The organism is Propionimicrobium sp. PCR01-08-3 (assembly GCF_030286045.1).
Classification (GTDB): Bacteria; Actinomycetota; Actinomycetes; order Propionibacteriales; family Propionibacteriaceae; genus Brooklawnia.
The window spans coordinates 284,694-305,043 of record NZ_CP127390.1 but is presented as its reverse complement, the minus strand read 5'-3'; the positions used below and the strand labels follow the sequence as shown (position 1 = coordinate 305,043).

General features: G+C 63.4%; 16 protein-coding genes. 10 read left to right on the top strand and 6 right to left on the bottom strand.

Going from position 1 to position 20,350, the window contains the following annotated elements; translation table 11 throughout:
* Nucleotides 1–357 precede the first annotated feature (357 nt).
* From QQ658_RS01435 to QQ658_RS01425, 3 genes are all read left to right on the top strand, one after another.
* A complete protein-coding gene (locus QQ658_RS01435) occupies nt 358–1,437 on the top strand; it encodes an NADH:flavin oxidoreductase/NADH oxidase (protein WP_286025911.1) in 1,080 nt (359 codons plus the stop codon).
* Between the two features lie 199 nt (nt 1,438–1,636).
* Entirely contained in the window at nt 1,637–2,863 is a 1,227-nt protein-coding gene (locus QQ658_RS01430; protein WP_286025910.1) for an MFS transporter, read from the top strand.
* Nucleotides 2,864–3,083: 220 nt separating this feature from the next.
* Nucleotides 3,084–3,689, top strand: a complete 606-nt coding sequence (locus tag QQ658_RS01425) for a short chain dehydrogenase (RefSeq protein WP_286025909.1) — start codon at nt 3,084–3,086, stop codon at nt 3,687–3,689.
* Nucleotides 3,690–3,789: 100 nt separating this feature from the next.
* Here QQ658_RS01425 and QQ658_RS01420 read toward each other — a convergent pair whose 3' ends face one another.
* The 3 genes from QQ658_RS01420 to deoC all read right to left on the bottom strand — a co-directional run bounded on the left by QQ658_RS01420 (nt 3,790) and on the right by deoC (nt 6,365).
* On the bottom strand, nt 3,790–4,002 hold the full coding sequence (locus tag QQ658_RS01420; RefSeq protein WP_286025908.1) for a helix-hairpin-helix domain-containing protein: 213 nt from the start codon (nt 4,000–4,002) through the stop codon (nt 3,790–3,792).
* A 149-nt stretch (nt 4,003–4,151) separates the two neighbouring features.
* Nucleotides 4,152–5,669, bottom strand: a complete 1,518-nt coding sequence (locus QQ658_RS01415; RefSeq protein WP_286025907.1) for a xylulokinase — start codon at nt 5,667–5,669, stop codon at nt 4,152–4,154.
* A gap of 3 nt (nt 5,670–5,672) precedes the next feature.
* Entirely contained in the window at nt 5,673–6,365 is a 693-nt protein-coding gene (gene deoC, locus QQ658_RS01410) for a deoxyribose-phosphate aldolase (RefSeq protein ID WP_286025906.1), read from the bottom strand.
* 137 nt (nt 6,366–6,502) lie between these two features.
* Here deoC and bluB point away from each other — a divergent pair, with 137 nt between their 5' ends.
* The 6 genes from bluB (at nt 6,503) to QQ658_RS01380 (ending at nt 15,278) form a co-directional block, all read left to right on the top strand.
* Nucleotides 6,503–8,557 carry a 5,6-dimethylbenzimidazole synthase gene (bluB, locus tag QQ658_RS01405; protein WP_286025905.1) on the top strand — a complete coding sequence of 685 codons (2,055 nt, stop codon included), beginning with the start codon at nt 6,503–6,505 and terminating at the stop codon, nt 8,555–8,557.
* Between the two features lie 490 nt (nt 8,558–9,047).
* Entirely contained in the window at nt 9,048–10,073 is a 1,026-nt protein-coding gene (locus QQ658_RS01400; RefSeq protein ID WP_286025904.1) for a LacI family DNA-binding transcriptional regulator, read from the top strand.
* A gap of 411 nt (nt 10,074–10,484) precedes the next feature.
* Nucleotides 10,485–11,657 (top strand): multiple monosaccharide ABC transporter substrate-binding protein, encoded by a 1,173-nt coding sequence (gene chvE / locus QQ658_RS01395; protein WP_286025903.1) that lies wholly within the window; start codon nt 10,485–10,487, stop codon nt 11,655–11,657.
* Nucleotides 11,658–11,824: 167 nt separating this feature from the next.
* Complete coding sequence (mmsA, locus tag QQ658_RS01390) at nt 11,825–13,375, top strand: multiple monosaccharide ABC transporter ATP-binding protein (RefSeq protein WP_286025902.1); 1,551 nt, start codon at nt 11,825–11,827, stop codon at nt 13,373–13,375.
* The gene (gene mmsB / locus QQ658_RS01385) at nt 13,372–14,547 is read left to right on the top strand and encodes a multiple monosaccharide ABC transporter permease (RefSeq protein WP_286025901.1); all 1,176 of its coding nucleotides are present in this window, start codon (nt 13,372–13,374) and stop codon (nt 14,545–14,547) included. Before mmsA ends, mmsB begins: the two co-directional genes overlap by 4 nt.
* 149 nt (nt 14,548–14,696) lie before the next feature.
* Nucleotides 14,697–15,278 carry an LURP-one-related/scramblase family protein gene (locus tag QQ658_RS01380; RefSeq protein ID WP_286025900.1) on the top strand — a complete coding sequence of 194 codons (582 nt, stop codon included), beginning with the start codon at nt 14,697–14,699 and terminating at the stop codon, nt 15,276–15,278.
* A 338-nt stretch (nt 15,279–15,616) separates the two neighbouring features.
* Here QQ658_RS01380 and QQ658_RS01375 read toward each other — a convergent pair whose 3' ends face one another.
* On the bottom strand, nt 15,617–17,257 hold the full coding sequence (locus QQ658_RS01375) for an FAD-binding protein (protein WP_286025899.1): 1,641 nt from the start codon (nt 17,255–17,257) through the stop codon (nt 15,617–15,619).
* A gap of 216 nt (nt 17,258–17,473) precedes the next feature.
* Here QQ658_RS01375 and QQ658_RS01370 point away from each other — a divergent pair, with 216 nt between their 5' ends.
* On the top strand, nt 17,474–18,556 hold the full coding sequence (locus QQ658_RS01370) for an LOG family protein (RefSeq protein WP_286025898.1): 1,083 nt from the start codon (nt 17,474–17,476) through the stop codon (nt 18,554–18,556).
* Nucleotides 18,557–18,563: 7 nt separating this feature from the next.
* Here the strand turns inward: QQ658_RS01370 and QQ658_RS01365 are convergent, their stop codons facing one another.
* Both QQ658_RS01365 and QQ658_RS01360 read right to left on the bottom strand, forming a co-directional pair.
* On the bottom strand, nt 18,564–19,526 hold the full coding sequence (locus tag QQ658_RS01365; protein ID WP_286025897.1) for a D-isomer specific 2-hydroxyacid dehydrogenase family protein: 963 nt from the start codon (nt 19,524–19,526) through the stop codon (nt 18,564–18,566).
* 9 nt (nt 19,527–19,535) lie between these two features.
* The gene (locus tag QQ658_RS01360; protein WP_286025896.1) at nt 19,536–20,321 is read right to left on the bottom strand and encodes an aspartate dehydrogenase domain-containing protein; all 786 of its coding nucleotides are present in this window, start codon (nt 20,319–20,321) and stop codon (nt 19,536–19,538) included.
* Between the last annotated feature and the right edge of the window lie 29 nt (nt 20,322–20,350).

Here is a 20,350-nt window from a genome sequence, read left to right as displayed (position 1 = left end):
TATAATAACTAGAACAAGTTCATCCTAAATCTTGCTCGGCGTTGAGGTAGGCGTACCCGAGGTTCTGCGATTCCCGTCGTTTACCCGGACCCAGGCATACGGGACGCTATTCGGACGAATCGACGAACCCTGTACATACCGATGCTCAGAACCAACCCCTGCCTCGTGTCTCCTGCCCTGCGGAGTGCGAGATGCGAGGGGTCCGAGTGTCGACGCCACAGCCAAGGCGTCCACCAAGAGACCTGCCCGGATACGCAGGCTGCCCCAGACCTCCATCAATTGACGCTCACAAGGGTTCGAGCGGACATGTCAGAATACGCGGTGCCCACATCACCAGCGCGCACATAGGCTGAAACCGTGAACGATCCGATCCTGTTCTCCCCTATCACTCTTGCCGCCGCCGAAGGCCCTGGAATCCAAGTGCGCAACCGTGCATTCATCGCGCCGATGTGTCAATACAGCGTGGAAGCAAAAGACGGCGTGCCCACCGATTGGCATCTTCAGCAACTCGGCTCGTTCGCGGCAGGTGGTTTCGGACTGGTCACCACCGAGGCAACCGCCGTCGAGCCGCACGGTCGAATCTCCCCTCGTGACCTGGGCATTTGGAACGACGAGCAGCTCGATTCCCATGCCAGGATCGTCGCCTTCGAGCACTCCCAGGGGGCGATCGCTGCCGTTCAACTGGCGCATGCCGGCATGAAGGCCTCCACCTATCCCGGGTTACCGGGATTCACACCGGGCTATGTTCCCGAGGCCGAGGGTGGCTGGCAAACTCGCACCCCGGAGAACCTTAGCAAGGACGACATCGCCGAGATCGTAGGCAGGTTCGCTCAGGCGGCACAGCGGGCCGACCAGGCCGGATACGACGTCGTGCAATTACACGGCGCGCACGGCTATCTCATGCACGAGTTCTTGTCTCCGCTCACCAACAAGCGCACCGATGAGTACGGCGGTGACGAAACCGGACGCAGCCGCTTCGTCCGTGAGATTGTCTCGGCCGTGCGTGCGGTGTGGCCAGCCGGCAAGCCGCTAGGTATCAGGTTCAGCGCGACCGACTGGGTCGAGAATGGCTGGGACGTCGACGCGACCGCCCGGCTGGCGCAAGTCTTGGTAGCCGACCACGGCGTCACCTGGATCGATGCGTCGTCCGGCGGCCTCGGCAATGGCACGATTCCGGTGGGTCCGGGCTATCAAGTACCACTCGCCTCCCGCATCAAGACCGCACTCGACGGCACGAATACCGTTGTCAGCGCGGTCGGATTGATCACTAAGGCGCAGCAGGCCGAGACCATCCTCGCGACCGGGCAGTCCGACGCCATTTCCGTCGGACGCGCTGCACTGCGCGATCCGCACTGGGCTGCGGCCGCCGCTGCCGAGTTGGGCGTCCCGCGGGATCAGTTGCCCAGCGCGCCCCAGCTGCACCGCGCAAACTGGTGATTCCCGAAGGCGCCTCGTGAGCCCGCTGCATCGTTCAATCGTGCAGAATCTTCCGCAACCGGCCGACCACACCCACATCGCCCAGCGTGTCGGCGCCCTTGATCTTCGAATCGCGGAAGGTTCTGCACGCCGTCGGCCGGCAGCGTCCCTATCTGGCCACCGATCAAGCCTCCCGGGCAAAAGTGCCAGACTGGAAATCGTGAGTGATGCAGCGCCCGGGCCCCAGTCCAGGGCGCAGTGGGCGCGAGTGCTGATCGCGATCTACGGGCCCACCTTGCTGGCGTCCATCGGATTCGGTGCGATCATCCCACTGATCCCGCTGCAGGCGACCGCGCTGGGCGCGAGCCCAGGGGTCGCGGCGTTCATCACCGCGATCCCCGGCATCGGCATGCTGATCTTCGACCTGCCGGCCGGGACGATCGCCGCCCGCCTCGGGGAGCGACTCAGCATCGTGCTCGCCTGCCTGTTGGACGCCGCCATCATGGTCTGCGTCTATCTCGCCGGCTCGATCACCGTGCTCGGGCTCGCCGTGTTCATTCACGGCATGACCGGCTCCATCTTCCAGCTGGCCCGCCAGACCTATGTCACCGATGCGATACCGCTGAAGTATCGCGCCCGCGGCATGTCGAGTCTCGGCGGGGTCTTCCGGATCGGCAGCTTCATCGGTCCGCTCGCGGTCTCGGCGCTGATCAGCGGCGGTGAGATCCGCAATGCCTTCGTCTTCGCGTCCTGTACCTCGCTGGTGGCAGCTGCGGTGACCATGCTGCTGCCCAAGCTCTCCGCCGACCGCGCACAGCAGGTGAACGCGGCAGGTGAGCGCCCGCACACCTTCAAGGTGTTGGCCGACCACAGACATTCGCTGCTGACCGTCGGCATGGGATGCATGGCCCTCATGATGTTGCGCACCGCCCGGCAGACGATCATCCCGCTATGGGGTGAGGCCAACGGCCTTCCGCCACACACCGTCAGCCTGCTCTACGCGGTGTCCATGGGTTTCGAGGTGCTGCTCTTCTTCCCCGGTGGCATGATCATGGATCGCTTCGGCAGGTGGTGGGTCTGCGTGCCGACCACTTTCTTGCTGGGCATCGGGCTGGCGCTGCTGCCGGTCACACATTCCGCCGGTTCGATCGCCATCCTCGCGGCCATCTTGGGCATGGGCAACGGCATCAGTTCCGGCATCGTGCTCACCTTGGGAGCCGATGCCGCACCCCGATTCGGACGCTCCCAGTTCCTCGCGGGCTGGCGTGTGCTGTCCGATTCCGGCCAGTTCTTGGGGCCGATGGTGATCTCGGCGGCCACCGCATTGTCAGGCCTGGGTGCCGCGTCCGTTGTGATCGGCGCCCTCGGGGTGCTCGGCGGTGGTTGGCTCGCCAAGTGGGTGCCGCGCACTCCCGACCAGATCGCCGACTTCCGGCCGAAGGATTGACTCCGGTTTTGGCGACTCCCGCGCCACGGCCCCCATCTTCCACATCCATTCCACCTGGCATCCACGCGCCTTGTGCCGGGAACAACATTGATGGACACCCATCGCTGGGCTTGGCCGCGTTTGGAGCGGGCTCCTGATCGAAGGCGAACCGATTCGGGTTTCGTCCACAAAACTGGGCAGCATCTGAAACACTGCCGCCAAAGACGAAAGGAGAAACACCTTGCGAGTTCTCATCATCGGCGCCACGGGCGCCATCGGATCGCTCGTCGCTGACACCCTCGAGTCGCGTGACCACGAGGTCATTCGCGCTTCGCGCCACTCCGAGGTCACTGTCGATCTCGGCGACCCGGATTCAGTTCGCTCCCTTTTCGAGCAAGTGGGGTCGGTGGACGCGGTCGTCGTCGCTTTCGGTCCGACACCGTACAAGCAGGTAACCGAGCTTGATCGCGACGACTTTACGGCAGCTTTCAATTCGAAGGCACTCGGGCAACTCGGAGTCGCAATTGAAGCTCTTAAACACGTCAATGACGGTGGATCGATCACCCTGACCAGTGGAGTAACCGCCCGCACACCGATCGCGACCTGTGCAGCTGCTGCCTTCGTCAACGGCGGCCTGGAATCGTTCGTGATCACCGCGGCCGCCGAGGCTCCCCGGAGCATCCGCGTCAACGCGGTATCCCCGGATGTGCTGGAGCGTTCGCCACAGTTCTATTCGTCGTTCACCGGGCATCGTCCGGTCAGCGACGAAGAGGTCGGGCGAGCCTATGTGCTCGCCGTCGAGGGCATCGTGAACGGCCAGATCATCAAGGTCGGCGACCAGTACTGATCCTCCGATCGGATCAAAGAAATGCCTATCGACTGGATGAGCCACCCGAACTCGAGGCTGATTCCGCAGGACGCCCATCGGGTGGACGAGTCAATCACGCTCAAGACTGAAGGGTGATGCCTCGGGAGTCGGCCTCGGCCTGCAGAATCCGGACGGCTTTCGGGCCCACGCCATGCAATGCCAGCAGCTCCTTGCGGCCCATCGTGGCCGCCTGCTGAAGAGTCGTGACCCCGATCGCCAGCAGCGCACTGTTGGCCGGACGCCCGATAGGCGGTAGGTCGCCGATCTGCGCCGGCACGTCGCGGGTACTCATAGCCCCAGAGTAGGCCTGGCCGGCACTGTGGCAGCTTCAGGCCGAAGAACCGGGCAAGCTAGCGACGACTGGATACTGATCACGATTGGGCTGCGATATCCGCGCGACAAGGGTAAATGTTCTAGTCGATCGAGGCTCGGGTCGGCTGGCTAAAAGACCTTGTCGTCCAACCCCTCGTAGACGTCGACGAACCGTTGGAAGGCCTCATCGTAGGCGGCCGCCGTCGAAGGCTCCGGTTCGAACCGGTCGACGACGGCGACCGCCCGATCGGCAGCCTGCTCGCACGATTCGTACAGTCCCACGCCGACACCGGCATACATGGCGGCGCCCAAGCAACCGGCCTCGGACGTGCGCAGGATCTCGATCGGACGCTGGAAGATGTCGGCGAGCATCTGCGACCACATCTTCGACTTCGCGGCCCCGCCGACCAACCTGATCGTCTCGATCTCGATACCGGCCGCCGACTGAGCGTCCAGCACATCGCGCATCTCGAAACTGACGCCCTCCAGCACAGCCCTGGCCACGTCGCCCTTGGTCGTGGCGAGCGTCATTCCGTTCAGGTTGGCCCGGGCGTCCGGGTTCTGCCGGGCACCGGACGCACCACCCAGATAAGGCAAAAAGGTCACGCCATTGGCGCCGATCGGTGAACCACCGGCCTGCTTGGTGATGATGTCGTACGGATCGACGCCTGCGACCCTGCCTGCCTGGCATTCGATGTCGCAGAAGGTGTCGCGATACCAGCGGAAGGACGACGCCGAGGTGGTCGAGAACGCCTCGATCGTCCAATTGCCCATGCCGTGATTGGGTTTCACCACCAATTTGCGGGCCGGGTCACGTTTGGGTTCGTCCATCACGACGTAGCACGACCCGAAGGTGCCCATCACCATCACGCAGTCACCGCCGTGCACGGCCCCGCCGCCGAAGGTGGAGCAGTTCTGGTCGTGCGCGCCCACACACAACGCGGTGCCTTCGGCCAGGCCGGTCTGACGGGCGAGTTCGGGGCCGATTGAGCCGACGACCTTGCCTGGTTCGGCGGCGATCTTGGCCCGTTTGCTGACCGGTATCCCGATCAGCTCGTGGACCGGCTTCGACCAGCTCATGGTGTCGACGTCGAGCATGCCTTCGCGAGAGGCGGACGACAGGTCAGTCCAGTACTGGTCTGCTCCCCATTCGGCGAGCAAGAACTCCTGCTCCGACAAGAACCATTCGGTCTTCGCCCAGTTGTCAGGCTCGTTGTCTTTGAGCCACGCCCACTTCGGTGCGGCGGTGTTCGTCCCGATCGGGTCGCCGGTCTCGAGGTAGAACTTCTCGGCACCGTAGGCCTCGCGCAGCTTCGGGATGTACGGCGCGCCGCGCAGATCCTGCCACGAGACGAATGGACGAATCAGTTTGCCGTCGCCGCCGATCATCGCCAGCAGCGGCGCCTGGGACGAGAAGGCCACGGCCTTGATCTGCTCCGCCGGCACCCCGGACGCCTCGATGGCGGCGCGGCAGGAATCCATCAACGGCGGAATGATGTCGTCATAGGTCTGCTCGACCAGGCCCGGAGCCGGAAAGACGGACGGATATTCCCGGTAGTCCTGCCCGCAAATGGTGCCGTCGAGATCGAAGACGATGGTTTTGCAGCCGGTCGTCCCGGCGTCGATACCCACGAGGTAGTCGGTCATGGTTCATTCCTGCCCGAGATAGGCGGCGTACTGGTCGACGAGATCGGCGGCCGAGCGGGTGCCGATCAGCGAGACCCCGAGCTTCTCGATCATCCACAGTGTCGCGGGCAGCGTGAACGTGCGCGGCACACCGGAGACCTTGAGTTGCGTCGCGGGGTTCGTGATGTTGTCGCGCATCACCTTGACCTGGTGTTCGGTCGGGAATCCTTCGGAACCGGTCGCGGTCTTGACGTAGTCGATGCCTGCGTCGGAGCAGATCCTGGTAAGTGTGGCGATCTCGCCGTCGGTCAGAAAACAGACCTCGAATATCACCTTCGAGATCGCCTTGCCCTGAACCCGCTCGGCCAGGCCCTCGACCTCGTTACGGACGAAGTCGTTGTCGCCGGCACGCAATCGTCCGATGTTGACGACCATGTCGACCGCAGTCGCCCCGACCTCCAGCCCTTCCTCGATCTCAGCGAACTTCATCGCCGTCGATGTGCAGCCATAGGGGAAGGAGATGGCCGTTCCCACCCGCAGATCGGAGCCCTTCAATTCTTCGGCGACCACCGGCGTCCAATAAGAGCTTGTGTAGCAGGCGGCGACATTGGCCTCAACGGCGTGGCGGGCGTGCGCCCTGATGTCGTCCTCGGTCGAGCTCTGCAAGTGCAGTGCCATATCGAAGTGCTTCGCGTATTCCGCGACGGTCATTGTCATCTGATGCCTCCTGGCGTCGGTGCCCGTGGATGATCGCCGGAACCCCACTGCCCCGGCGAACACTCAGATCGTTCCTTGCTGGCTCTATCCAGTATGGCCGCCGCACCGAGATTTCTCATCCAGCTAAGGTAGACATCATGACGTCGTCCTCTGCTGATTCTGTTTCCCCTCGCCCTGCCTGGCAGCGGCCCGTTCCGACCATCGGGGATCAGACCTCTGCCGCCGAACGCGACGACGATCTCACCGGCTGGGCTTTCGATGCGGACACCCGGGCGGCCCTCGACAAGGTGATCGGCGCCCGGCGCGACATCCGGAGGTATCGTCCGGACGATGTCCCCGACGAGCTGGTTCGCGAGGTATTGAACGCGGGCCATGGAGGTCCGAGTGTCGGTCACTCGCAGCCCTGGCGTTTCATCGTCGTCCGCGATGCGCGCACCCGCGCCCGGGCCGCCTGGATGGCCGACCGGGAGCGCCTCCGCCAAGCGAACCAGCTCCCCGCCGCGCAGGCGAGCCGGCTGCTCGATCTGCAGCTGGAGGGAATCCGCGAGGCCCCGCTGGGCATCGTGGTGGCCTGCGACCGGCGCACTCCTCCCGGAGCGATTCTTGGACGCAACACCTTTCACGATGCGGATCTGTGGAGTTGTGCCTGCGCCATCGAGAACATGTGGCTGACCGCCCGGGCGGCGGGACTTGGCATGGGGTGGGTGACGCTGATGCGTCCCACGGAACTCATCGATCTGCTCGCGCTACCGCAAGGCGTGGAGACTCTCGGTTGGATGTGTCTGGGCTGGCCGGACGAGCGTCCACCCTATCCGGGGCTGGAGCGGCGGGCTTGGTCGAAGAAGGCTCCGCTCGACGACGTGGTGCTCCACGAGAGCTGGCCTACCCGTGCTCCCCAACCACCCGCATCGGCGCTGGTGGCGGTGCCTGCAGGCCACATCGAGCACGAAACCGCGCCACGGCAGACTGCAGACCCAAGCACAGCGTCCTCTGTCCGAGAAAACAATCCGGAGCCAAAACAGAACTCGATGATGGCTCAGCCGGCCGGTCATCTTCACGCCGCTTCCGACTCCGATGCCCAGGCCCGGCCGATCGTGGCGCGGTCAGCTACACCGAGCAATAAAGAAGATCTCGCAATGCCGCAGCATTCCGGCCGTTTTCCCATCGTCACCGGCCCCGATTCTCCGCTCTGGTCAGAGGTCGCGGCACCGAGCCAGCGCGACGTCGTCCGGGCGAGAGATGCCGCGGACGCGATCCTCACCCCGCCCGGCTCGCTGGGCAAACTCGATCAGGCCCTTGACCGGCTGACGGCGGTCTCGCCTGACTTGCCGCTCGGCGGCACCTTGGTGCTGGCCGGCGCCGATCATCCGATCGCTGCTCTCGGAGTGAGCGCCTTCGACCAGTCGGTCACGCGCGAGGTGATGGAGGCCGCGGTGGCCGGGCAATCGCTGGGCGCGCTTGCCGCGCACTCGGCCGGATTGCAGACCGTGATCGTCGACTGTGAGGTGCATGGCGACCCGATCGCTGATGCCCGGCAGGCCCGGCCCAGCGAAATTCGCGGCGATCTGGCGAACTCGGCCGCGCTCACCCAGCCAGACCTTGCCGATCTGATCGCACATGGACGACAGATCGGTGCCGAAGCCGCAGCCGATGGAATCGTTTGTCTCGGCGAGGTTGGGGTGGCCAACACCACCGTGGCGACTGCGCTCGCCTGCGTGTTCACCGGTTTGACCCCGGCCGAGGCCGCAGGCATCGGCGCAGGCTCGGACTCCGACATGATCGCGCACAAGGCGTCGGCCATCTCCAGTGCTCTCATGCGGGTGGACGCCGAGGCCCTGCGCCGCGATCCCGAACGCGCACTGGCCGAGTTGGGCGGCCCCGAGTTCGCGCTGCTCGCCGGCGTGGTGCTCGGCGCGACCGAATCGGGAGCGCCCGTGGTGCTCGACGGGCTGGCCACCTCGGTCGCCGCACTCGCGGTGGTCGAAGTCAACCCGGCGATCCAGCCCTACCTGATCGCCGGACACGCCAGCCGTGAGACGGCCCATGCGGCGGTGCTCACCGAGCTGGGCCTAGAGCCGCTGCTCGATCTCCGGCTGCGCGCGGGCGAGGGGGTCGGGGCCTGCCTGGCCGCGCAGCTGCTGCTGACCGGGCTCACCGTGCGCCGAGGTGCCGCACGCACTCTTCCCCGATAGCGGCAGTTCACTGTCAACTCGGCTCAGCACCGATCCACATGGGCCCTGCATCTGCGGGCGCGCGGGATCGCCCGAACCCACAACCCGCTGATTAAGAGTCAGCGGCGCATCTGCGGGCGCGCGCGGGATCGCCCCCGGACGGGGGTCTCGATCCCCTACATGCACGTGCGCGTGGGATCGCAGCAGTCGCGAAAGCCAAGACCGACTACTCGGCGCCAGCATGCACGTGCCCGCGGGGTCACCAACCAAAAAGGCGCCCGAGCATGCTCGTCCAGCAAATAGGCGGGTATCCGCAAGGCTTGGTTGAGCGCTAACATTCTGACCACGGAACTCGGATGCGGGCAATGATCGAGCCCACCGGTCAGCGCGATAAGGCCCTGGCAGCGAAAAGGCCGAATGGCCATCGGTGACAAACGGTCGGACGCCGGGCGGGTCCTTGGTCCTTACTGCACAGCTCAGGCACGACCTGCGAACCTAGAGGAGCTCGTCCATGGGCATCGAGCGAGCCGGGCGGCCGCCGTCCATGATGGATGTCGCAGCTGCTGCCGGCGTTTCGCATCAGACCGTCTCACGGGTGCTCAACGGCAGCGACAAAGTGACTGCTCAGACAAGACAGCGCGTACAACAAGCGATCGACGAGCTGGGATACCGCCGCAATTCGGTAGCGCGAGCACTCGTGACGCGCAGGTCGGGCATCATCGGCATCATCACGACGACCTCCGTGCATCATGGTCCGAGTTCGATCCTGCTGGCCATTCAGTTGGCCGCGCGCGAGGCCGGCTATTTCACCGGCGTTGCGCCGCTCGAGGTCTCGACGCCCGAGACGCTGCGCCGCGCGGTCGATCACTTCCTGGGTCAAGCCGTCGAGGGAATCGTCATCGTGGCTCCGTTGGTCGAGATGGCCGAGAATGTCGACTTACTGGACGTCCCGGTGCCGGTGGTCGCTGTTCGCTCGCCCATGGTCGCCCAGGCCGCCGGCGTGTTGTCGGTGAGCGTCGACCAGGAAGGTGGTGCCCGACAGGCCGTCCACCACCTCATCGAACTCGGCCATACCGATATCGCGCATGTACCCGGCCCACCCGATTGGTCGGAGGCCCAGGCACGAGAGTCCGAATGGCGCCGCGTGATGAGCGAGGCCGGACTGCCCGTCCGAGAGCCGGTGGCCCGGGGCTGGAACTCCCAGACCGGCTACGACATGGGCCTCCAGTTCGTCCGCGAGGGTGTGCCCACCGCGGTCTTCGCCGCCAACGACGAGCTGGCGCTCGGCCTTATTCGTGCCTTCCACGAATCCGGGCTGTCGGTGCCACGCGACGTCTCCATCGTCGGTTTCGATGACATCCCGACGGCGAAGTTCTTCATCCCGAGCCTGACCACGGTTCGCCAGGACTTTCACGAACTGGGGCATCAGGTGGTCACCACACTCATCGACGCCATCCGCGGAGATCAACCGCTCAGCCCGATATCGCTTCCGACGCAGCTCATCATCCGGGAGTCGACCGCGGCTCTGACGGACTGAGGTCACATCCCCGAGCCCCAGCTCGACTCAAGCATCCTGCCAAAGGCCACTTGTAGGCCGCTTTCATCTCCCCGGGTTCGATCTCAACCCGAGCATCCCGCAGGACCGGCGGATAGGGCCGACTCGCCATCGGTCACAACAGAGCCGAATCTCACCCGAGCACTAGACGCATCATCTGCCTCCTGACACGCCACGGCCGGTAATCCACTGCCGCTAGTGCATTCGCCCTTCGATCCCCCAATTGAGAAACTTCCTTAACAAACTGATACCAAATCGAGACCTTCTGGGCGGCAACTGGTATTGCCCTTCACAGGCAAGGATGTTAGCGTTCTCAAAAGGCGGATGAGAACGCTAACATCTGCGGGTTCATGACATAGCAGTCACAACGAAATTCAACGAGGAAGAGAACTCATGAACATGCGTCACAACTTTGGACGGCGCGCGAAGACCTTCGCAGCCGCTCTGGCCGTGGGTGCGCTCGCGCTCACCGGATGCTCCGGAGGAGGCGCCGGAAGCGGCGACGGAGGGGCCGGCAATGGCGACGACGAAATCAAGATCGGTGTCGCAATGCCCACGCAAACCTCCGAGCGCTGGATCGCCGACGGCGATGCCGTGAAGACCGCGCTGGAGGACGAGGGTTACACCGTCGATCTCCAGTTCGCCAATGACGACATCCCGACTCAAACTCAGCAGATCGACCAGATGATCACCAACGGCGCAGACATCCTTGTCATCGCCGCAATCGACGGCACCGCACTGTCCAGCCAGTTGGACGCCGCGGGCGCCGCGAACATCCCTGTGCTGTCCTACGACCGGCTGATCCGCGATAACGAGAACGTCGACTTCTACGTCTCGTTCGACAACTACAAGGTCGGCGTCGCCCAGGGCACCGCGCTGCTCCACGGACTCGGCCTTGTCGACGAGAACGGCACCGAGGTTGCCGATCGTCCGACCGGACCGTTGAATATCGAGCTGTTCGGCGGATCGCCCGACGACAACAACGCCGGCTTCTTCTTCGAAGGCGCCATGGACACCATCCAGCCCTTCATCGACGACGGCACCTTGGTCGTGCAGTCCGGCCAGACCGACTTCGACACCGTCGCCACCTTGCGCTGGTCGCAAGAAGCCGCCCAGAAGCGCATGGAGGATCTGATCACCTCCACCTACGCCGGTGGCAGCACCGAGCTGGCAGGCGTGCTCTCGCCGTTCGACGGCATCTCCCGCGGCGTCATCACCGCGCTACAGGGCGCCGGTTACGGCACTTCGCTGGAAGACGGTCTTCCGGTGGTGACCGGGCAGGACGCAGAGATCGCTTCGGTCAAACTGATCAACGACGGCGTCCAGCAGTCGACCATCTTCAAGGACACCCGGACGCTGGCGGCCCAGGCCGTCGAAGCCGTGAAGGCGATGGCCGAGGGCAATGAGCCCGAGGCGAATGACACCGAAACCTACGACAACGGCGTAAAGGTGGTTCCGTCCTATCTGCTCGAGGTCGAAACCATCTACCAGGACAACATCCAGGAGAAGATCATCGATTCGGGTTACTACACCGAAGAAGAGGTCAACTCCGGAGTTGCCGGCTGAGTGACCAATATGGGCGCGGACTTCGGTAAATGAGCCTGAAATAGCCCTCCTTCACCGGTTGCGGCCGACAGCTGTCAGGCCGGAACCGGTGAAGGAGGGATCGGGAACAGTCGTCGTCCGCGCCCCATATTGTGCCTATTCACTAACGCACTCAGAAACGGAAAGACATGACGTCAACAATCTTGGAGATGCGCGACATCAACAAGGATTTCTCCGGCGTAAAGGTACTCAAGCACGTCAATCTGGATGTTCGTACCGGCGAGATCCACGCAATCTGCGGTGAAAACGGCGCAGGAAAATCAACTCTGATGAAGGTGCTGTCCGGCGTTTACCCGCACGGCGACTATCAGGGCACGATCGCTTTCGATGGCGAAGAGGTTGAATTCGCGTCCATCAAGGATTCCGAGAACAAGGGCATAGCGATCATTCATCAAGAACTTGCCCTGGTTCCTTATCTGTCCATCGCCGAAAACCTCTTTCTCGGCACCGAGAAGCCGACCCGGGGCCCGCTCAAGCTGATCGATTGGAATGCGGTCAACCGGCAGGCAGAAGAACTGCTGGCGAAAGTCGGGCTGCGCGAGAACGTGACCACTCGCATCAACCAGATCGGCGTCGGTAAGCAGCAGCTGGTCGAAATCGGAAAGGCGATGGCCAAGGATGTCAAGCTGCTCATCCTGGACGAGCCGACCGCCGCACTCAACGACAACGACTCGGAGGTGTTGCTCGATCTGGTCCGGGAGCTGCGCGATTCCGGTGTGACGATCATCATCATCTCGCACAAGCTCAACGAGATCGCTTCGGTTGCCGACCGGACGACGATCCTGCGAGATGGCCAGACCATCCAGACGCTCGATATGGCCGATCCGGCCACCACGCAGAACAAGATCATCTCGCTGATGGTGGGTCGTGAACTCTCCCAGCGCTACCCGGACCGCGAGCCTCACATCGGCAGCGAGTTGCTGCGCGTCGAAGACTGGACGGTCCTGCACCCCACCCAGGATCGAGTCCTCATCAAGGACGCCTCCTTCAACGTCCGGCACGGCGAAGTCATCGGTATCGCGGGCCTGATGGGCGCCGGCCGCACCGAGTTGGCCATGAGTATCTTCGGACGCTCCTATGGCCGCTACCAGTCCGGCCGCATCTTCAAGGACGGTCAGGAAATTCACACTCGCACCGTCAAGGAAGCCATTCATCACGGCATCGCCTATGCCACCGAGGACCGCAAGGTCTACGGGCTGAATCTCATCGACGACGTGCGGCACAACATAGCCATGGCCGGCAAGGACAAGATCTCAAGCTCCGGCTTCGTCAATGGAAACGAGGAGCTGGCGGTCGCCGAGAGATACCGCGAGCAGATGAATATCCGCGCGCAGTCGGTGCTGCAGATCGTCGGATCGCTTTCCGGAGGAAACCAGCAAAAGGTGGTGCTCGCCAAATGGCTGTTCACCGAAGCCGACGTGCTGATCTTGGACGAGCCCACGCGCGGCATCGACGTCGGCGCCAAATATGAGATCTACACGCTGATCAATTCCATGGTCGCAGCCGGTAAGTCGGTGATCGTCATCTCTTCCGAACTCGAAGAGGTGCTCGGTATGTGCGATCGTGTCTACACACTCGCCTATGGGCGCATCACCGGCGACTTCCCGATCGCCGAAGCAAATCAGGAAAAGCTCATGGAGTACATGACCATCGAGCCGGCCAAGGAGCCAGTGAAATGAGTGGAAAATTCAATTTGAAGGAAATGCTGTCGAAGAACGTGCAGCAAAGCGGTATTCTGCTTGCCTTCGTCGTCATCGTCATCCTTTTCTCCGCGCTGAATCCCTCATTCCTCAGCCCCGGCAATATCACCAATATCGTCCTCCAGTACTCCTACGTGCTGGTGCTCGCTATCGGCATGCTCTTCGTCATCGTGCTCGGTCAGATCGACCTGTCAGTGGGTTCGGTGGTCGCGGTGACCGGAGCGCTGTCGGCGGTACTGGTCATCAGACAAGGCCTGCCGTGGTGGGTGGGAGTGCTCGCCGCCATCGTGTTCGGCCTGCTCATCGGGGCCTGGCAGGGATTCTGGGTCGCCTTCGTCGGCATCCCGGGATTCATCGTGACGCTGGCCGGCATGTTGCTCTTCCGTGGCCTGACCTACCAGATCCTCGACAACGTCTCGCTGTCGCCGTTCCCCAAGCCCTATTACAACGTGGCCAACGGCTTCTTGAACGGGCTGCTCGGCGGCCCGGGCTTCGACGTGTTCACATTGGTGATCTTCGCGATCGGTGCGGCCGGATTTGCCTATTCACAGTGGCGCACCCGGCAGGGACGGATTCGCTATAACCAGGCCGTCGAGGCCATGTGGATCTTCGTGGTGAAGATCGTCGCGGTCGCCGCCTTGGTGATGTGGTTCGGCAATCAGCTGGCCAATTCTCGCGGTCTCCCGATCATCTTGATCCTGCTGGCCGTCCTCGTGCTCATCTACGGCCTGCTGGCCGGTTCCACCACTTTCGGACGCAACGTCTATGCGATCGGCGGCAACAAGACCGCTGCGGCGTTGTCGGGCATCAACGTCAAGATGGTCTCGTTCTGGACGTACGTCAACATGGGGTTCCTGGCCGCGGTCGCCGGCGTCGCCTACTCGGCGCGCATGAACGGTGCCCAACCGGGGGCCGGCAACATGTTCGAGTTGGACGCCATCGCCGCCTGCTTCATCGGCGGCGCGTCCACCACCGGTGGTATCGGCAAGATCTCCGGCGCTCTCATCGGTGGCCTGATCATGGCCGTGCTGTCCAACGGCATGCAGTTGATGGGTGCCTCCACCTCGATGCAGCAGATCGTCAAGGGCCTCGTGCTCTTGGTGGCGGTCGCATTCGACGTCTACAACAAGCGCCGCGCCGGCGGCCAGTAGACCATCAGGAAGCTCGATCTGGTTTTCCGACTGATTACTTCCGCAAACCTCGACCGGGACGCTACCTGCAAAGGTGGCGCCCCGGTTCTGTTTGGTGCCGTTTTGTTCGGTGCCGGCGGCGTGACACGAGGCTGCGCAAGAATGGACGCATGATCAGTGATGCCAGAAGACCTTCGCTTCTCGAACATGACACCTTGGTCATGCAACAGGTCACAGCCTTCATGGCGAACGATTTCGAGATCTACGGGCCCGACGGTGTGGCCATCGGAGTGATCACGACTCAGGGCTCCGGAGCGAGCCGGTTCTTCATGGGCAGTCGCGACCTCGATGTGTGCGAGCTTGACGGCACGCCGCTGGTGCATGTCAGCGACCCTGTCGATTTCGGCCTCGATACCTTCAACCTCACGCTGCCCAGCGGCGAACCGCTCGGGACACTGACCAAGCGGCTCACCTTCCTCAAGACCAAGTTCGACATCGACGTCCTGAACGCGCCGCCGCTTCAGCTCGAAGGAGATGCGTTCGGATTCGAGTTCGAGATCCGGACGCCCACCGTCGTTGCCGCCCGGGCATCGCGGCAATGGGCCGGTATCGCTGCCAGTTTCCTTGGTCACAGCCGCTACGCGGTCGGCGTCGATCCGCAGGCACCCCGCAATATCAGGTTGGCCATCATCGGCAGTCTCGTCGCCCTGGACCTCGCCCGTGCCAAGGCGGAGCGCAGCAACAACAGTTAGGGCCTTCCGAAGAATCATCGCCTGCCCGTCACTTCCTGGTCTTGGCGCTTGGTCGCGACGCACGTTGACCATCCGCCGCGACCAAGATTTGTCACGTGCTGCACCGTCTCTTCGCGTTCCGGCACAACGGTGGAATGCGAAGAGACGGTAGGCAGCCGAGGCGAGCGAGTCGTTGCAGCATTCGCAGCGATCAGGCGTCCATGCCACCGGTCTCGCCGGTGGTTCTTTCCTGTATACGGCAAAAGGCGGTCAGCACGGCGAGGATTTCTTTAGAAAGTGAGCCGCACACTCAACCTCTTGCAACATGTAGGCCGATTCTCCGAGGCAGGCACCGCCGGCTATGCCTGCCGGGCCATGTGCCGTCCACCGCGCAGGCCGAACACCGCGGCCGGTGCGATCGTCGATCCCGGCCCGGGATAGGTGTGACCCATCACGGTGGCCGTGGTGTTGCCTGCCGCATACAGGCCTTCGATGACCGAACCGTCCTCGCGCAGCACCCGGGCATCCTTGTCCGTGATCAGTCCGCCCTTGGTGCCCAGATCGCCCGCGACGATCTTGTATGCGGTGAACGGCCCCTTTTCGAGCGGCCCCAAACAGGGGTTCGGACGCACGGTCGGGTCACCGTAGTAACGGTCGTAGGCCGAGTCCCCCTTGTGGAAGTCCTGGTCACGTCCGGTTCTCGCGAATCCATTGAAGCGCTCGACCGTCACGCGAAGATTCTCCTGGGGGACGCCGAGCTTGCGCGCCAACTCGCCGAGCGTCCTGGCCTTGTGCAGGAAGGCCTTGTCGGTCATTCCCTTGATCAGTCCGGGTTGAATCGAGAAGGTCCGGAAGTAGCGGAGGTTGTAGCGTCCCTCGGTGATCATCCAGTAGCTGCCGCCACGGTCGTGGTCATTCATGTGGTGGCCCAGATCAATGTACGACTCGGCCTCGTTCGCGAAGCGTCTGCCCTGCCCATCGACGATCATCATGTATGGCAGCGCGCGCTCCCCCACCAGGAAGCCACCTGCCGGCCCGTCGTTGAACGGCGCCAAAGTGGCACCCCACCAGGCATCGTCCATGTAGTCGACGGCCGCCCCGATCTCCTGGGCGAATTCGATCGGTTTACCGAGATTGCCGGGACTGCCCGAGGTGTATCCGATGACGTTCTGATAATTACGGCGCCAGGCCTGGTTCGACTCGAAGCCTCCGGCGCCGAGCATCACTCCACGCCGTGCCCGCAGCACACGCTCGCCCTCCGCGTCCTGGACGCGCACCCCGACGACCCGCTCACCGTCAATTTCCAGCCCGACGGCAGGCGTCGACAACAGCAGGGGCACCCGGGCCTTCACCAGCACCGCATGAGCGTATTGCGCGGCCAGCGCTCCGCCGAGCCCGACGAGCTTCTTGCCTGCGACAAGGCCACCGATCGTCCGGAAGACGAACTGTGCGCCCCGCATGAAGCCGTCCGGTGTCGACCAGGCGCGTCCCAGCAGCCAAATATCATTGGTGCGCACCGGCAGGGGGATCACGCCTCGCTGGGTCGCGGCCCAGTCACCCAGCTTCTTGATGTCGAAGTTCATGCCTTCGATCGCCCGGCCGATCTTTCCGCCCGGAAGCTCGGGATAGTAGTCGGGATAGTCGGTGTCCCGCATGAATTCCATACCGTGCCGCTCGGCTGTCAGCACGAAATCGTCAATGCTGTCGACGAATGCCTCGATCCGCTCCTTCGACGAGGCGGGACCCGGCTCCCCGATGGTGGCCAGCATGTACTCGAGGGCCTCCTCGCGAGAGTCCCCGGCGCCCTCGCGCCTCATCAGCGGATTGTTCGGCAGCCACATGCCGCCGCCCGACATGGAGGTGTTGCCACCCCACTGGTCGGTGCTTTCCACCATGATGACGCTCAACTGTTCATCGACGGCGGCCAATGCCGTGGCGAATGCCGCCGCCCCGCTTCCCACGACAACGACATCGTAGGTTTCTTGCACGTTCTCAGACATCTTCGAACCACCCCATTGTTGTCGGCCGGCGAGCTGTTGCAGTGAGGGCCGCGGGCAGTCGAGGCTGCTCGAATCAACGAGCCCGACGAAGCAACAGCAGGTGCGAAGCGCCGAGTGCCGGATCATGTTGTCGACTTCCAGTATGTCAGGTGAGTCAGCCGCGTGGCGCGCCGAGAATGCGCTTGAGCGGCCCGAGCACTGTGCCAGTCTTGAATCATGTCTGAGTCACAAACGCTGCCGGATGAGATCTCTCGGGAATTGCGGGCCGTCATCGCCGAGGCCGGTATCACGCAGAACGCAAGCCTGATCGAGCGAATGCTCGTCACGGCGCTTGGTCTGGGCTCGGATCAGACGAATAAGCTCGATCTCAAAATCGCGAGTTCCGCGCTCACCGAGATGCGGGCCGCGTTCTCGCTCTTCGCGCCGTTCGCCGATGTTCCCAAGGTCACGATCTTCGGGTCGGCACGCACCCAGCCCACCGATGTTGCCTACAAGCAGGCGAAGCGCGCTGCCGCGGCGCTGGCCGAACGCGGCTGGATGGTCGTCACCGGCGCAGGACCGGGCATCATGCAGGCCGCGGCCGAGGGCGCCGGCCCCGATCTGTCGCTGGGGGTCTCCATTCGGCTGCCCTTCGAAGAGAAGCCGAATGCGACCATCGATGTCGGACGTAACGTCGCCATGAAGTACTTCTTCACCCGAAAGCTGATGCTGGTGAAAGAATCGAGTGGTTTCGTCTACGTGCCCGGCGGCTTCGGCACCTTGGACGAACTCTTCGAACTGCTGACCCTGCAACAAACCGGCAAGTCGGAGCCGACTCCGGTTGTTCTGCTCGATGAGCCGGGAGGGGATTTCTGGCGAAGTTTCCGCGATTTCATGGACGATCATCTGGGACGGGCGGGAGTGATCTCGCCCGACGACTTCGGACGGATGCGCCTCACCGACTCGGTATCGACGGCCGCAGAAGAGATCACGGGATTCTGGCGCAACTACGATTCGCTGCGTTGGGTCGGCGATCGGCTCGTGCTGAGGCTGCGCGCCGAACCCAGCGACGATGAGGTGGCCGGCCTCAATGAACGATTCGCCGGGCTGCTCGCCCATGGCACCATTCACAAGCGCGGGCCGCTCCAGCACGAGATCCATGACGGCGACCGCTTGGAGCTGCCGCGCCTGGTCTGCCGTTTCGATCCGTTCCAGGTCGGTTCGCTGTACCGGTTGATCGGCGCGATCAACGAGCTGCCCAGCGCGCCCAAGACCCTGGCCGTCCCGCCGAGCGTCGGGCGTCCGAGTGATCTGGAGTGACCGAACGTCAGGCTTGACCGCCCAGGTAGCTCTCGATGTTTTTCAGCACCTTGGTGCTCAGGCGCTCGATTGCCTGGGCGGTGCGTCCGGCGGAAACGTTCATGCAGTTCACGTGCGGATGTGTCAGCAGCTCACCGGAGGGATCGCCGAGCGCCCCCGCGGAATCACAGAAGAACTCGTTGTCGCCATTGGCGAGCCAGTGTTCCAGGGCGGCAACGTCATGCGACGGGCCGATGGAGGTGTTGAAGAGGATCTTTCCGTTGCCGAGCCGGGCGAACTGCTCGTCGTGAAGCAGGATGACGTTCTTGTTCAAGCAGGTGCACACGACACCGACCGTAGCCAACAGCTCATTCAGCGGAAGATAGGTCAGGCCTTGCCGGGCGCCGCCGGTCCTCGTCCGATCGCCGGGGATTGATTGGCCGGCGGTCGGCTCGGCTGCCTCCAGCTCAGGCTTGCGGGTGCGGCTGTAGTAGTAGAGATCCGCGCCGAACGCCTGCAGCCCGGCGGCGATCATCATTCCCGTCGTCCCCAGGCCGATGATGCCCACCTTCAGATCCGTGAGCTCGAGCGGCTGGGCCTTCCACTGCTTGCCGCCAAACCCATGCAGGTAGCGGATGAGTTCGCTCGCCACGTACTCGACGACGCCCTGGTCGCCGTAGTCCCTGATACCGGTGACCGTGATGCCACGCCTGTTGGCCTCAGCGATATCGACATTCGCGCTCTCCGGCGCGTACAGACTGCAGCACATTCCGATGTAGCGGACGCCCGGACATGCCTGCAGAACCTCTGCGTCGACACTGCTGGTGTAGCTCAGCAGCACCGCATCCGCATCCCCGATGCGCTCCACGATCTCTCGGTTATCGGCCGGGATGTCGTCGAACAGCACGACGGATTCGGCGTAGTCATGGAGCTTCTGCTCCGCAGATTCAACCAGACTGACCGGTTCGATCGCCACCAATTTCTTGAACATGATTCCCTCTCAGAAGACGATCGGAGCCACCGCGTTCTTGAGCGCGGCCACCACGCTCCAGCCTGCGACCTTGCTGGTGCGCGAGTAGATATTGAGGTCGGTCTTCACCTCTTCGCCGATCAGTTCGATCTTGTATTCGTCGCCCTCGAAACCCGGAACCGCGCTGATCTCGACCTGCATGTTATCCGGTCCGGCGCTCGCAAGGGCAGCGGCCACCGCGACGTTCACGTGAGTCGGGAGGATCTGGATGGCTTCGGCGGCGGTCCCGCTGAACATCGTCTTGGGTTCGTCCAGCTCGCCCACACCAGGTGTCGCGAGTGGGCCCTGCGCGATGACCGCCGGCGGCTTCTGGGAGCCGAACGACACATCGACGGGCCCCATCAACGCGGCGGTGCGCAACACATCGAATCCTCCGACTGCTCCGCTGGCGATATACACCTGCCGGTCGGCGCCGGCGGCGATCAGCTTCACCGAGTCGTAGAAATTCGCGTCGGCGAACGCGCCGATCGACAAGACCACCAGGTTCGATCCGCCGGCCAGCACAAGTTGCGCATAATCCCGCACCGCCTGGACGGATGCCGCCTCCGCCGTGAAATCGGGCTTTTCGGCGAGCAGCTCGTCAATGGACGCGCATGCCTTGCAATGGTGACGTTCAGCAAATGCCGCGGCCTTGCGCGGATCGCGTCCGAGGACGCCGACCAGTTCGTACTCGGGTAACGCACCGCTCTCGCATGCGTCCGCCACGATTTCGTTCAGTTTTCCGCAGCCGATCAGCGCCAGTCTTTTCTTGCTCATTGGGCCGAGCCTAGTGGAGCGGGTCAATT

Excerpts from the sequence above, each read along its gene's own strand:
- deoC (WP_286025906.1), bottom strand. The coding sequence starts at position 6,365 with ATGACAATGACCGTCGCGGAATACGCGAAGCACTTCGATATGGCACTG.
- QQ658_RS01365 (WP_286025897.1), bottom strand. The coding sequence starts at position 19,526 with ATGTTCAAGAAATTGGTGGCGATCGAACCGGTCAGTCTGGTTGAATCT.
- QQ658_RS01375 (WP_286025899.1), bottom strand. The coding sequence starts at position 17,257 with ATGTCTGAGAACGTGCAAGAAACCTACGATGTCGTTGTCGTGGGAAGC.
- QQ658_RS01415 (WP_286025907.1), bottom strand. The coding sequence starts at position 5,669 with ATGACCGACTACCTCGTGGGTATCGACGCCGGGACGACCGGCTGCAAA.
- bluB (WP_286025905.1), top strand. The coding sequence starts at position 6,503 with ATGACGTCGTCCTCTGCTGATTCTGTTTCCCCTCGCCCTGCCTGGCAG.
- chvE (WP_286025903.1), top strand. The coding sequence starts at position 10,485 with ATGAACATGCGTCACAACTTTGGACGGCGCGCGAAGACCTTCGCAGCC.
- mmsA (WP_286025902.1), top strand. The coding sequence starts at position 11,825 with ATGACGTCAACAATCTTGGAGATGCGCGACATCAACAAGGATTTCTCC.
- QQ658_RS01380 (WP_286025900.1), top strand. The coding sequence starts at position 14,697 with ATGATCAGTGATGCCAGAAGACCTTCGCTTCTCGAACATGACACCTTG.
- QQ658_RS01420 (WP_286025908.1), bottom strand. The coding sequence starts at position 4,002 with ATGAGTACCCGCGACGTGCCGGCGCAGATCGGCGACCTACCGCCTATC.
- QQ658_RS01360 (WP_286025896.1), bottom strand. The coding sequence starts at position 20,321 with ATGAGCAAGAAAAGACTGGCGCTGATCGGCTGCGGAAAACTGAACGAA.
- QQ658_RS01370 (WP_286025898.1), top strand. The coding sequence starts at position 17,474 with ATGTCTGAGTCACAAACGCTGCCGGATGAGATCTCTCGGGAATTGCGG.
- mmsB (WP_286025901.1), top strand. The coding sequence starts at position 13,372 with ATGAGTGGAAAATTCAATTTGAAGGAAATGCTGTCGAAGAACGTGCAG.
- QQ658_RS01400 (WP_286025904.1), top strand. The coding sequence starts at position 9,048 with ATGGGCATCGAGCGAGCCGGGCGGCCGCCGTCCATGATGGATGTCGCA.